The sequence below is a fragment of the Salibacterium sp. K-3 genome (assembly GCF_054052005.1).
This window is the reverse complement of record NZ_JBSVZE010000003.1, coordinates 217,476-231,324: the sequence shown is the minus strand read 5'-3', so window position 1 is coordinate 231,324 and position 13,849 is coordinate 217,476. Positions and strand designations below refer to the sequence as shown.

General features: G+C 51.4%; 11 protein-coding genes. 9 read left to right on the top strand and 2 right to left on the bottom strand.

The window, feature by feature from the left end:
• Positions 1-29: 29 nt before the first annotated feature.
• Together ACW9JV_RS16715 and ACW9JV_RS16710 are read left to right on the top strand one after the other, a co-directional pair.
• On the top strand, positions 30-557 hold the full coding sequence (locus tag ACW9JV_RS16715; protein WP_457336514.1) for a TRAP transporter small permease: 528 nt from the start codon (positions 30-32) through the stop codon (positions 555-557).
• Positions 554-1,840, top strand: coding sequence for a TRAP transporter large permease (locus ACW9JV_RS16710; protein ID WP_457336512.1), 1,287 nt, complete (start codon positions 554-556; stop codon positions 1,838-1,840). Before ACW9JV_RS16715 ends, ACW9JV_RS16710 begins: the two co-directional genes overlap by 4 nt.
• A 208-nt stretch (positions 1,841-2,048) precedes the next feature.
• On the opposite strand, the gene trhO is transcribed toward ACW9JV_RS16710, so the two are convergent.
• Positions 2,049-3,014 carry an oxygen-dependent tRNA uridine(34) hydroxylase TrhO gene (gene trhO, locus ACW9JV_RS16705; protein ID WP_457336510.1) on the bottom strand — a complete coding sequence of 322 codons (966 nt, stop codon included), beginning with the start codon at positions 3,012-3,014 and terminating at the stop codon, positions 2,049-2,051.
• Between the two features lie 194 nt (positions 3,015-3,208).
• Between trhO and ACW9JV_RS16700 the strand changes: the two genes are divergently transcribed.
• Both ACW9JV_RS16700 and ACW9JV_RS16695 read left to right on the top strand, forming a co-directional pair.
• Positions 3,209-4,615 carry an FAD-binding oxidoreductase gene (locus ACW9JV_RS16700; RefSeq protein WP_457336508.1) on the top strand — a complete coding sequence of 469 codons (1,407 nt, stop codon included), beginning with the start codon at positions 3,209-3,211 and terminating at the stop codon, positions 4,613-4,615.
• Positions 4,608-5,909 carry a (Fe-S)-binding protein gene (locus ACW9JV_RS16695; RefSeq protein WP_457336506.1) on the top strand — a complete coding sequence of 434 codons (1,302 nt, stop codon included), beginning with the start codon at positions 4,608-4,610 and terminating at the stop codon, positions 5,907-5,909. The genes ACW9JV_RS16700 and ACW9JV_RS16695 overlap by 8 nt, the downstream gene beginning before the upstream one ends.
• Here the strand turns inward: ACW9JV_RS16695 and lhgO are convergent.
• A complete protein-coding gene (gene lhgO, locus ACW9JV_RS16690) occupies positions 5,906-7,087 on the bottom strand; it encodes an L-2-hydroxyglutarate oxidase (RefSeq protein WP_457336504.1) in 1,182 nt (393 codons plus the stop codon). The genes ACW9JV_RS16695 and lhgO overlap by 4 nt on opposite strands.
• 310 nt (positions 7,088-7,397) lie before the next feature.
• Between lhgO and ACW9JV_RS16685 the strand changes: the two genes are divergently transcribed.
• The 5 genes from ACW9JV_RS16685 (at position 7,398) to ACW9JV_RS16665 (ending at position 13,834) form a co-directional block, all read left to right on the top strand.
• Entirely contained in the window at positions 7,398-8,258 is an 861-nt protein-coding gene (locus ACW9JV_RS16685) for an MIP/aquaporin family protein (RefSeq protein WP_457336502.1), read from the top strand.
• A gap of 42 nt (positions 8,259-8,300) precedes the next feature.
• A complete protein-coding gene (gene glpK, locus ACW9JV_RS16680) occupies positions 8,301-9,791 on the top strand; it encodes a glycerol kinase GlpK (protein WP_457336500.1) in 1,491 nt (496 codons plus the stop codon).
• A 164-nt stretch (positions 9,792-9,955) separates the two neighbouring features.
• On the top strand, positions 9,956-11,617 hold the full coding sequence (locus ACW9JV_RS16675; protein ID WP_457336498.1) for a glycerol-3-phosphate dehydrogenase/oxidase: 1,662 nt from the start codon (positions 9,956-9,958) through the stop codon (positions 11,615-11,617).
• A gap of 68 nt (positions 11,618-11,685) precedes the next feature.
• The gene (locus ACW9JV_RS16670; protein ID WP_457336496.1) at positions 11,686-12,675 is read left to right on the top strand and encodes a zinc-binding dehydrogenase; all 990 of its coding nucleotides are present in this window, start codon (positions 11,686-11,688) and stop codon (positions 12,673-12,675) included.
• Between the two features lie 37 nt (positions 12,676-12,712).
• The gene (locus ACW9JV_RS16665; protein ID WP_457336494.1) at positions 12,713-13,834 is read left to right on the top strand and encodes an oxidoreductase; all 1,122 of its coding nucleotides are present in this window, start codon (positions 12,713-12,715) and stop codon (positions 13,832-13,834) included.
• Positions 13,835-13,849: the final 15 nt, after the last annotated feature.

The window sequence follows — 13,849 nt, the reverse complement described above, 5'->3', positions numbered from 1 at the left end:
CCGCGCTAACATTTAAGGTGGTGATCCTGTTGAATAATCAAGCCATGGTGGCACGGCTGGAAAAAGCAGATCGTGTGCTGGCCCTTGCCGTTAAAGTAGTATGTGTAACACTGCTGGGGGCTATTGTTCTGTCTATTTCCGCCTCTATTTTCACGAGATTCGTGGTTTTCAGTCCTTTAAATTTTGCCAATGGGCTTTCCAAGTATTTAATGATGTGGATGGCTTTTCTCGGAGCAGGTCTAGCCATTAGAGATGGTGAACATATTGTTGTCGATATGCTTCTGAGGAAATTAAACGGCGGAAACAGAACCAGGCTGCTCCTGTTTATTAACACTCTTGTTTCTGTCTTTCTTCTTATTATTGTATATTACGGATTTTTATATGCATTAAGCGGTATCGATTCAAACAATCCTTTTGTTTTCGGCATTAATATGATGATACCTTATCTATCTGTCCCGGTGGGAGCTCTTTATATGCTTGTTCAGCTGAATATTACAACTGTTCTGAAATTGTGGAAAGAACAGCATCATGAACAGAATGGGGAGATGCAGCTATGAGTGTATTGATTATATACGTTCTCCTCTTTCTGGTGCTCATTGCGATAAGTATGCCGATTGCTTTTTCTTTGGGAATATCCTCTGTGGCTGCTTTTATCATGACGGAACGATCATTGGAACTGCTGGCACAGCGGTTATGGACAGGACTGGATGCCTTCACCCTTGTGGCTATCCCTCTGTTTATCTTAACGGGTGAGCTGATGGGAAGTTCGGGGATCTTGAAGAGGCTTTTGGATTTTGCGAGATTAATGATGGGGAGGATAAAAGGCGGCCTGCTATATATTAACGTGTTGGTAAGCATGTTATTTGGCGGTGTTAACGGATCGGCGGTAGCGGACACAAGTGCGGTTGGTTCTATGCTGATTCCTGCGACAAAGAAGGAATATAACGACCCTGAATTAACCGCATCGATCACTTCCGTGAGTTCCATCGTCGGACCGATCATTCCGCCGAGTCTGCCAATGCTTATTTATGCTTTCGCCGCTTCGAATGTACCGGTTGCCGCGTTGTTTCTAGCTGGTATAGTACCTGGGATTCTGGTGGGCCTATCGCTCATTTTGGTGACGTTTTTCATCATACGAAAAAAAGATTATGCCAGGGATGAAAAAAAGTATAAACGGAAAGACATTTTTAAAATACTGCTTTGGTTTTTGGTGGCGGCCATTTTACCGTTTATTATGGTTGCGGGTATTGTAGGGGGTGTGATGACTCCGACAGAGTCTGGGTGCATAGGTATTATCTATGCTCTTATTGTTGGTTTTTTCATAACCAGGGAACTGACATTTTCCGCTGTTTATACTTCGATGGTAAGGACGGTGGTCATTACAGCCATTGTGATGATTATGGTTTCTATAGGGAATGTATCGACCTGGTGGTTGTCGGTCGAAGACTATCCGAATATGATCAGCTCTATGTTTGAAAACTTCACGGAAAATCCCTACGTATTTCTATTGTTGATGGTGCTGCTCTATTTATTTGTCGGGCTTTTTATCGAACAGGCGGCGGCTATGATCATGCTTGTGCCTATTTTTGCCCCGCTGGCTGCGAGTTATGGCATTCAGCCGGAGCATTTTGGGATTGTTACATGTCTGGCTCTTGCCATTGGTTTGATTACTCCGCCGGTTGGTTTGTGCCTGTTTGTATCAAGCAGCATTGCTAAAATACCGATAGAACGAGTATTTAAAGCTTCTACTCCCTATCTTATTACGATGGCGATCGTGTTAATCTTTGTCACCTACTTCCCTAAATTATATCTGTGGCTTCCTGCTATGTTTGGATATTAAACAGAGAGGCTGGCACAAACATTCTTTTAAATCCATGTTACCTGGACGGTCCTTCGATGGATGGACCGTCTAGGTTTGTTGTGTACCGTCGAGGGCCGCCGTCACGGCGGCCCGTTTGTAATCCTGCTTATTTGGCATGTAAACAGGGACCTTCCGACTGTATTTCAGCCAATCATACAAAAAACTGCCCCCGCAAGGGCAGTTTTTTCTACACGCGCTGTTTCAGACTTTCGCCAATCTCGTTCAACCGCTCTTCCCATTCGTCCTGGTTCATGGAATGTTCCACGATATAGCGGTTCTCCGGATCGACGCGGCACTCAGGCGAGCAGCCGCGCAGGTATTTGTGCTCGTTTTCCTCGGAGCAGAGAATCTGGTCGTTGCACTCCGGTGAGGCACAGTTGACGTAGCGTTCGCACGGTTCGCCGTCAAAGTGGTCGCGGCCGACGACGACGTGTTCTTCCTGGTTGATCGGCACGCTGATCCGTTCATCGAAAACGTAGCACTGGCCGTCCCAGAGTTTTCCCTGTACGTCTTCGTCTTTGCCGTAGGACACGATGCCGCCGTGAAGCTGGTTCACGTTCTCAAAGCCTTTGTTTTTCAGCCAGCCGGAGAATTTCTCGCAGCGGATGCCGCCGGTGCAGTACGTGAGGATCTCTTTGCCTTCGAGCTCTTCTTTGTGCTCTTCAATCCATTCCGGCAGTTCGCGGAAAGCATTGATGTCCGGGCGGATGGCGCCCCGGAAATGGCCGAGATCATATTCGTAGTCGTTGCGGGCGTCAATGATGATCGTGTTTTCCTGATGCATTTTTTCGTAGAACTCTTTCGGACTCAGGTAATTGCCGGTGAGTTCGTTCGGGTCGATGTCTTCTTCCAAGCGGAAGGAGACGATCTCGTCGCGGTGGCGGACGTGCATCTTTTTAAAGGCATGGCCGTCCGTCTCGTCGATTTTAAATTCGATATCGGAAAAACGTGGATCTTTCCGAAGGTCTTCCATATATTGATTGGTCTGTTCCACCGTACCGGACACTGTGCCATTCAATCCTTCATGGGCCACGAGAATCCGTCCGCGCAGACCGAGTTCCCTGCAGTAGTCAAGATGTTCAATCGAGAACGTCTCCGGGTCGTCGATGGGAACATACTTGTAGTAAAGCAGAACCTGATAATTATTTTCCATTTTCATCACCTATTTGTTTTATATTTGCAAGATATAAACGCGTATAGGCTTATACGGGTTTCTTACAATAGTCTATTGTAAATACAAATCCCTTCCTTTCGCAACCTTTTTCCATCCGGAGCTTCCTCTTTCGTATTTTCAGTCCGGCCGGGAAGGATTATAATAAAAAGAAAAGCAGAAGGAAGGGGCCCGTTATGCAGGAATGGTTGGAAGAGCTGCGGAAGAGGCTTCCGGAGAAGCAGATCCTCACCGACACGGCCGACCGGTTCAGCTATAGTTTTGATGCTTCTTTCGGCGAGTACCTGCCGGAAGCGGTGGTGCAGGTGAAAACGACAGAAGAGACCGTACATGTGATGAAAACGGCGAACACCTATGGAGTGGCTGTTACCCCGCGGGGACAGTCCACCAGCCTGAGCGGAGGCCCGCTGCCGGTACGGGGCGGCATTGTGCTCGATATGTCGCAGTGGCCGGAAAAAATAGAAGTTGTTGCCGATGACTTGATTGCCGTCGTCTCACCGAGCGTTTTAACGGCGGACATAAACAAAACGGTGGAGCCGCACGGGTTGATGTATCCACCGGACCCGAGCAGCGCGCATGTGTGCACGATTGGCGGCAACCTGGCCGAGAATTCGGGAGGGCCGCGCGGGTTAAAATACGGCGTGACAAAAGATTATGTGATCGGCCTTGAGGTCGTGACGCCGGAAGGAGAGGTGATGAAAACCGGTGGCCGGACGATTAAAAATGTGACCGGTTTCGATCTGACAAAGCTGATTATCGGTTCGGAGGGTACACTTGGGGTTATTACCGAAGCCACGGTGAAACTGGTGCCGAAGCCTCCGGAAGTGCAGACGCTGATGGCTGTTTTTGACGATGTGGAAGTGGCAGGCGAAGCAATATCGAAAACGCTTACGTCCGGGATTCTGCCGTCGAAAATGGAATTTGTCGATCAGGAATGCATCAAGGCGGTAGAGGATTACAATCCGATCGGACTGCCGGTGGAAGCGGCGGCGATTCTGATTATCGAGCTGGACGGACATCCGGAAGCGATATCGATCGAGAAAGAACAGGTGCAGCGCATCATGCAGGAGCTTGGCGCAACCGATACCAGGATTCCGGACACGCAGGAGGAAGCATCGGAAATATGGCAGGCCAGAAAGCTTGTATCTCCGGCCATTGCGACCATTAAGCCGACCAAAGTGGCAGAAGATGCGACCGTTCCGCGGAGCAGGATCGGCCCGATGATGGGACGGCTCCAGGCCATTAAGGAAAAGTATGATGTGGATCTTGTTGTATTCGGCCATGCCGGGGACGGCAACCTCCACCCGGATGTAATGTGTGACAAGCGTGATCAGGAAGAGATGAAGCGGGTCGAGCAGGCTGTTGCCGAAATCTTTGAAGCCGCGATCGACCTCGGCGGTACACTCTCCGGAGAGCATGGTATCGGCACGATGAAATCCGCCTTTATGGAGCAGGAACTCGGCCCGGTCGGCGTGGATATGATGAAACGGATCAAACAAGCCTGGGATCCGAACAATATACTCAATCCGGGCAAAATTTTCCCTGAAAAGGGACAGACAAGGTTGGTGCTGCGTGATGAGTAATGGATCTTCCCTGAAAGAAGCACTCGCCTATGATAAGACCTTCGATTGTGTACAGTGCGGCTACTGTCTGCCCGCCTGTCCGACCTATGAAACGATGGAAAAGGAAACCCATTCTCCGCGGGGGCGGATTAATCTGATTAAAATGGCAGCAGAAGGAAAGGCGTCCCTCGATGATCTGAAAGAACCGATTGAAAAATGTCTCGGCTGCATGGCCTGTACGACCGTCTGTCCGACCGATGTGCAGTACGGGGATCTGTTGGAAGCGGCCAAAGAAACATTGGAAAAACACGAAACGAAAACAAAGCGGCAGCAGAAAACGGAAGATTTTCTGTTCGGCTCTTTTTTTCCGTCAGCGTCATGGATGAACCGTCTTGGCAATGCCACATGGCTGTATCAGGCATCCGGGCTGCAGAAAGCAGCACGTACGCTTCGGCTTACCTCGGTGGCTCCGCTGCATCTTGGAACCTTTGAAAACGTGCTGCCGGCCCAGCCTTCCCCGAAAGAACGAAAAGAACGAAGCCGGCGGGTAAAGCCGGACGGAAAACCGGCGGCCAAAGCCGCGTTTTTCACCGGCTGTGTGATGGACAGTGTGTTTTTCCGTACGAACCAAAACACCGTAGAGCTGATGCGCCTCTCCGGCGCTGAAGTCGTTCTTCCGGAAAATCAGACGTGCTGCGGGGCGCTTCATGCCCACGCCGGCAAAACCGATATGGCAAAAGAGCAGGCGAAGGCCAATATCCAGGCGTTTGAAGAAGAAGATGTCGATTATATCGTGAACAACGCCGGCGGGTGCGGCGCGAGATTGGTTGAATATGATCATATGTTTGAAGAAGGAACGGAGTGGCACGAGCGGGCGCTTGCCTTCAAACAAAAAGTGAAAGATATCTCGGAGGTACTGGTTGAACTTGACAATCTGGAGTTTTCAAAGGAAGTGCCGAAGAAAATCACGTATCAGCCGTCCTGTCATATGTCGAACGTACAGAAGGTAAAGGAGCCGCCGCGTCTCTTAATGGACATAGTACCGGGGCTTACGCTGAAAGAAATGAACAACCCGGACTTCTGCTGCGGATCGGCCGGGATTTATAATATCGTAAACTATGAAGATTCGATGGACATTCTGGATGTGAAAATGGCGGACGTGAAGCACACGGAACCCGAAGAAATTGTAACAACCAATCCGGGTTGTCTGCTGCAGATGAAAGTAGGAGTGGAGCGGGAAGGAAAAGGGAAGACGATGCAGGCGGTTCACCTGGTCGACCTGCTGATGGAAGCTGAGCCGCGTCCCGGATCCTAGAGGATCCGGGAGGCGATTTCTTCTCCGATCTGAAGCGAAGCGGTGGCTGCCGGGGATGGTGCGTTGCATACGTGCAGGCTGCGGCGGCCTTTGATGATATGAAAATCATCCATGAGGCTGCCGTCTGTTTTTAGTGCCTGCGCCCGCACGCCGGCCGGCGCTGTTTCAACGTCCTCTGCTGTAATATCGGGCAGCAGCTTCTGCATGCTTTCGACGAACTTTTTCTTACGGAGGGAGCGGATCATTTCATTCGTTCCCTCTTTTTTATACTGCCCGGCCAGTTTCCAGAAGCCCCCGTAACTCATCACTTCAAAAAAGTCGCGGGGGTGGAAATCCCGTTTCCGGTAGCCTTCGCGCCGAAAGCCGAGTACGGCATTTGGACCGGCCTCCACTTCCCCGTCCATCATCCGTGTGAAATGAACGCCGAGGAACGGGAAGTCCGGATTTGGAACGGGGTAAATCAGGTTCTTTATAAGATGGCGGCTCTGTTCTTTCAGCTTGTAATACTCGCCGCGGAACGGTACGATTTTCATATCGGTCACGTAACCGGCCATACGGGCGATCCGGTCGCTGTGAAGTCCGGCGCAGTTGATGAGCATGCCGGCTTCAAACGTTCCGCGGTCCGTCTCCACCACGACCTTATCCTGCGTTTCTGTCAGAGCGGTAACCTCTGTTCCGCGTTTCATGACGGCCCTGCGCTCGTCGAGAAGAGCGGCAAGTGTTCGGCTTACCTGTTTAAAATCGACAATCCCGGTGGAAGGGACATAGAGGGCTGCTGCCCCGCGTGCGTGAGGCTCTCTTTTCTGCAGTTCGGAGGCAGAAAGTTTCCGGACCTCAATTCCGTTCTTCCTGCCGCGCTCGTATAGACGGTCGAGCGGCGCGCGTTCTTTTTCATCTGCAGCCACAATAACTTTGCCGCAGGCATCATAAGGGATGGAATGCTCGTCACAGAACGCCTTCATGGACCGGTTTCCGGCTCCGGCAAAGGCAGCTTTATAACTGCCCGGCCTGTAATAAATGCCGGAATGGATAACACCGCTGTTATGTCCGGTTTGGTGCGCGGCCCATTCGTCTTCTTTTTCGAGGATAAGAATGGAGGCAGCCGGTTGTTTTTTCTGCAGGGAATAACCAGCTGCAAGGCCGACAATGCCTCCTCCGATAATCACGTAGTCAAACATCGTTTCATCTCTCCCGGTGATGGTTGTTAAGAGTAACTTTATGGCTTTCCCTGTATTCTGTCAATATGGCGGTTCCACAGCAGGAAAGAAGAAAAAAATGAAATTGTTGACAACGTTTTCAAAAAGTTGTAAGGTATTTACAGGTTAATAATGTGATGGAGATATTGAGATTCACACCACCTTTTAGATACGAAGGAGACGTATGTATCTGAGAGCCGGAGGTGTGAATTTTTTCGTTTGAGGCCTCAAATGATGTCTGTTCCCCAGTACTATATTAACCTCAATTTCTATCAATCAGGAGGGTTCAAGTATGTCGCCATTTCTTGGAGAGTTGATCGGGACTATGATACTCATTATTTTAGGCGGCGGTGTAGTTGCCGGTGTCGTGCTGAATGGTTCAAAATCAGAAGGGTCCGGATGGATCGTGATTACCGTCGGATGGGGGCTGGCCGTGGCTATGGGGGTTTACGCGGTGGGGAATTTCAGCGGTGCCCACATTAATCCAGCGGTGACCTTTGGGTTGGCTGCCTCAGGCGAGTTTCCCTGGTCGGATGTGCCGATGTATATTCTGGCACAAATGATAGGTGCGGTACTGGGAGCATGTGTCGTCTTCTTTCATTATTTGGCCCAATGGCGCAAAACAGAGGACAAAGGCGCCAAGCTCGGCGTATTTGCGACTGAGCCGGCTGTCCGGAATTATCCTGCCAACCTGGTCAGTGAGATCATCGGTACGTTCATTCTTGTGCTGGGGCTGGCGTTTATCGGTGCGAATGAATTCACGGAAGGCTTAAACCCGCTGATCGTAGGTTTTCTGATTATGGCTATCGGGGTGTCGCTCGGCGGTACGACCGGATATGCCATTAATCCTGCACGGGACCTGGGTCCGCGGATCGCCCACTTTCTGTTACCAATACCGGGTAAAGGATCTTCTGATTGGAAATATGCCTGGGTTCCGGTTGTCGGGCCGATTATCGGGGGCATTTACGGCGGTGTTTTTCATCAGGCCGTGTTTATGGGGAACGTGACACCTTTATTCTGGATCTTTTCTGTGGTGATTGCTGTTCTTTTCATTTATGCCCAGGTGAAAAATGCTCAGGAATATAAGAAAGATGTGCAGATGAATCGTTATGATAAAATGGAAAACAACAGTTATCTGTCGCAAGAATCGTAATATCTATTTTACAATGAAACTATGAAAAAGAGGTGTGTTGTTATGGAAAAATATATGCTGGCGTTGGACCAGGGAACAACGAGTTCAAGGGCCATTCTGTTTAATCAGGACGGAGAGATTGTGAAAATCGCGCAGAAAGAATTTACGCAGTACTTTCCGGAGCCGGGCTGGGTCGAGCATGATGCAGCGGAAATCTGGGGAAGTGTGCTGGCTGTTATTGCCACGGCATTGACCGAAACCGATATCAAGCCGGAACAGATCTCCGGCATCGGGATCACCAACCAGCGGGAGACGACGGTGATCTGGGATAAAGAAACCGGAAAGCCGATCTATAACGCCGTCGTATGGCAGTCGCGGCAGACCGAGGATATCTGCCGGGAGCTCCGCGACAGGAACCTGAATGAGACGTTCCGGGAAAAAACGGGGCTGCTGCTGGATCCGTATTTTTCCGGAACGAAAGTAAAATGGATGCTTGACCGGGTCGAAGGCGCCCGCGACAAAGCGGAGCGGGGTGAGCTGTTATTCGGAACGATCGACACCTGGCTCATCTGGAAACTCTCCGGCGGCGCAGCCCACGTAACGGATTACTCCAACGCGTCCCGGACGTTAATGTATAATATTCACGATTTGAAATGGGATGAGGAGCTGCTTGACATCCTCGGTGTGCCGGTTTCGATGCTGCCGGAAGTGCGTCCATCCTCGGAAGTATATGCCCACACGGTGGATTATCACTTTTTCGGAGAAAGCGTACCGATTGCCGGGGCAGCCGGCGACCAGCAGTCCGCGTTGTTCGGTCAGGCATGCTTTGAGAAAGGGATGGCGAAGAACACGTATGGTACCGGCTGTTTCATGCTGATGAATACCGGACAGGAAGCGATCCAATCCGAGCACGGGCTGCTGACGACACTCGCGTGGGGCCTGGACGGAAAAGTGGATTACGCGCTTGAAGGCAGTATTTTTGTCGCCGGATCTGCCATTCAGTGGCTCCGGGACGGCCTGCGGATGCTGAATGATGCCGCAGACTCCCAGGCGTATGCGGAGCGGGTGGATTCCACCGATGGTGCCTATGTCGTTCCGGCCTTCGTCGGACTCGGTACCCCGTATTGGGATTCGGACGTCCGCGGTGCGGTGTTCGGGCTCACCCGCGGCACGGAAAAAGAACACTTTATCCGCGCCACGCTGGAGTCGCTTGCGTATCAGACGAAAGACGTGCTGAATGCGATGATCGAAGACGCGGACGTCGATGTAAGCACGCTGCGGGTAGACGGCGGCGCGGTGAAAAACGACTTTCTGATGCAGTTTCAGAGTGATATTCTGGATGTTCCGGTGGAGCGTCCGGAAGTGAACGAAACGACGGCACTCGGAGCCGCTTATCTCGCAGGGCTTGCTGTCGGCTACTGGAACAGCAAGGACGATATTGCCCGCCGCTGGAAAGTCGATGAAACCTTTGCCCCCGAAATGGATGACAGCCGCCGTGAAACATTGTATAATGGATGGAGAAAAGCAGTCGAAGCAGCCCAGGCTTTTAAATAAGTGCATACAAGTTAATACATGGTTGGAGATCATGAGAAACCGGGGAACCCTTTTTCGCAATTGGAAAAGGGCTTTTCCGGTTTTTTTACTGTTATGGATGGGCTGGAGGAAAGGGCGTTGAGCAGGTAACTTGTGCGGCGGAATGAAATACGAAGGGGGACAACATGATGGAATCTTTTTCAAGCAAACAGCGGAACAGCAGGAAAGAGCACATGAGCGAAACAGTATTTGATGTATTGGTGATAGGAGGAGGCATTACCGGATCCGGCATTGCACTTGATGCAGCGACAAGGGGGATGAACACGGCGCTTGTGGAGATGCAGGATTTTGCCGCAGGTACGTCCAGCCGCTCGACGAAACTCGTGCACGGCGGTCTCCGCTACCTGAAGCAATTTGAAGTGAAAATGGTGGCCGAAGTCGGAAAGGAACGTGAAATCGTCTACCAGAATGCTCCTCATGTGACGACGCCGGAGTGGATGATGCTGCCGTTTCATCAAGGCGGCAACTTCGGTCCGTTCTCGACTTCCATCGGCCTGCGTGTCTACGATTTTCTGGCCGGGGTGAAAAAGAGCGAACGCCGGCAGATGTTCAGCCGCGAAGAAACGCTGCGCCGGGCACCGCTGATCAAACAGGACGGTCTGCGAGGAAGTGGCTACTATGTGGAATACAAGACAGACGATGCCAGGCTCACCATCGAAACAGCCAAAGAAGCCGCAGCCAATGGAGCGTCTCTCTTAAATTATACGAAAGTCCTCGACTTTGTCTATGACGGCGAAAGAGCAGCGGGGGTGAAAGTGGAAGATCAACTGAACGGAGACATTTACACGGTCAAAGCGAAGAAGATCGTGAACGCGGCCGGACCGTGGGTCGATCAGCTGCGCGAGAAAGACAATGCGAAAAAACAGAAACACCTTCGTCTTACAAAAGGTATTCATCTCGTCTTTGATGATTCCGTGTTTCCACTGAAGCAGGCTGTGTATTTCGACACACCGGACGGCCGCATGGTATTTGCCATTCCACGGGAAGGGAAAACGTATGTAGGTACGACGGATACGGTGTATGAAGGAGATATCGCCAATCCGAAAATGACAGAAAGCGACCGGGGCTATCTGCTGCATGCCATTCACGATATGTTTCCAGATGTTGCAGTTAGCGAAGACGATGTAGAATCAAGCTGGGCCGGTCTCCGCCCGTTGATTGCAGAGGAAGGAAAGGATCCTTCGGAAATTTCCCGGAAAGATGAAATCTGGGAACACGAGTCCGGTATCTTGTCCATTGCAGGCGGCAAACTGACCGGGTACCGGAAAATGGCACAGCACGTTGTCGATAAAGTGGCGGCGCGTTTTAAAGAAGAATATAACACAGCGTTTCAGTCCTGCCAGACGAAATACTGGAAGCTGTCCGGCGGCAGAGTCGGCGGCGGATCCGGCTTTCCTGCCTTCGTGGAGGAAAAAACGAGGGAAGGGCAGTCGCTCGGACTGACAGAGCAGGAAGCGGCTTATCTCGTCCGGACGTATGGTTCGAACGTCGATCAATTATTTGAAGCAGCTGCTGATACCGAAAAAGCGGAGCGTTTTGGATTGACGCCGTTTGTTTACGCCCAGGTGAAATACGCGCTTGAGCAGGAAATGACCGAAACGCTGCTTGACTTTTTCACCCGCCGTACCGGGGCGCTCTACTTTAACATCCAGTGGGTGCATGACTGGAAAGATGCCGTTCAGACGTATATGGCGGAGGAATTGGATTGGAGCAGAGAGCAGTCCGAGGTGATGCGCAAGGATCTGGAAAAAGAATTGTATGATGCTGTTGCTCCGGTGAAAGCATAACGGAACCGTTTGTTTCAAATACTCTCCTGTGAGGTATAGCACAATGGAAAATAAGGGAGGGTATAGATATGAAAGCATTAGCCGTACGTCAGACAGGTTCTGTTGATAACCTGGAGCTCATGGATGTGGAAATACCGGAACCCGGCCCGGAAGAAGTAAGGGTAAAAGTACATGCCGTCGGGCTCAATCCGGTGGATTATAAATTGATCGAAGGCGGAGGACTTCCCGAGTGGAACTATCCACATATCTCCGGACTCGACGTGGCCGGGGAAGTGGAGAAGACGGGAAGCCGCGTGACAGGCTGGAAGCCGGGGGACAAGGTTTACTTTCATGCCAGCCTTGCCCATAAAGGAGGATTTGCCGAATATGTGACCGCCTCCCATAATGTTCTGGGTTCCCTTCCGTCCGGATGGAGCTTTGCCGAAGCGGCCGCCCTGCCGACCCCGGCTTTCACCGCCTATCAGGCGCTGCACCGGAAAATCCGGATGCACAGCGGGCAGACGATCCTGATTCAGGCCGGAGCCGGAGCGGTTGGAGGTTTTGCGATCCAGCTCGCCGCAAGGTCCGGGCTGCATATCATCACCACCTGCTCCCCGAAAAATAATGACGATGTAAAAGCCTTGGGTGCTCATGAAACGATTGATTATCACACGGAAAACGTGGTGGAAAAGGTACATGAACACACGAACGGCCGTGGCGTTGATATCGTGATGGATATGGTCGGAGCACAGACCGCATCCGAAGCGTTTGATTATCTCGCGTACAATGCCGATCTCATTTGTGTGGTGGACCTGCCTGACCTGCAGGCGTATACGCCGAAAACACTGGCTCCGAGCATTCATGAGGTTGCGCTCGGTTTTGTGTATCGTTCAGAAGACAAGGAGCAGATTACCGATCTGGGGAACATGGCAGAAGAAGTCGGTGAACTCGCCTCATCTGGGGAGCTGACACCGATGCTGCAGGAAGAAATCAATCTGGAAGATGTGCCGGATGCGTTACGGCGGATGAGGGATAAACAGATCCCCGGAAACATAACTGCACATGTGATACACTCTTAACCCGCAGCAGATAATCCAGGAAAGACAGGTGATACGTGTGACTGATTTTGACGATACATTGTTTGAACAGGGCCATATCAGCAACCATATTTTGAAGAATCGGTATATTACCGCTCCTATGACGAGGGTGAGCTCCGAGGAAGACGGCACCCCGAACGACCGGGTCCACCGGTATTATGAACGTTTTGCCGCCGGCGGTTTCGCAGCCGTTATTACGGAAGGCGTTTATCCCGACACCGCATACAGCCAGGGATATGACTACCAGGGTGGTCTTGCCACCCAAAAGCATAAAGAAGCCTGGAAGCCGATCGTTTCCGATGTGCAGAGCCACGGCGCGAAAATGATCGCCCAGCTCATGCATGCCGGCGCCCAGTCACAGGGGAACTATTACAAAGACATGTCCGTTGCTCCGTCTCGGTTTCAGGCGCCGGGCGGCAAAGTATCCGTATATGGAGGCGAAGGAGATTTTCCAACAGCCGAGCCTCTTTCCAAAGAAGGGATCGAAGACATCAAACAGGGATTTGTCCAGTCCGCCCTTCTGGCCCGTGAAGCCGGATTTGACGGAATCGAACTGCACGGTGCCAACGGCTATCTTTTGGATCAGTTTTTATCGGAATCCATTAATGTCCGTGAAGATGAATACGGCGGTTCGGTCGAAAACCGGCTTCGCATGCTGGTCGAGACGATCCACGACGTCCGCGCGGCGGTTGGATCGAACATGATACTCGGTATCCGGATTTCCCAGCTGAAAGCGACAAACCCGCAGTTCCGCTGGTCGGGCGGCGAAGAAGATGCACGAATCATCTTTACCGCCCTTGGTGCCTCGGAGGTGGACTATATCCACATTTCCGATGACGATGCCGCCACGCCCGGCTTTGGTGAAGAGACAATGACGATGACCGAAGCAGCACAGAAATTCAGCGGAAAGCCCGTCATTGCCTGCGGCAGCCTGTCCGACCCTGATAAAGCCGCGGCTCTCATTGAAAATAATGTGGCGGATTTTGTGGCTGTCGCCCGGCAGGCTCTCGCCAATCCGGATACCCCGATCCGTGTTAAACGGGGTCTTTCGCTTGATGACTTTGACAAAGAAACGATTATGCTCCCGAAAGCCTATATTAAAGACGCAGAACTCGAACAGGAACTTGCCGGAGATATTTAAGAAACAGCGCACGAG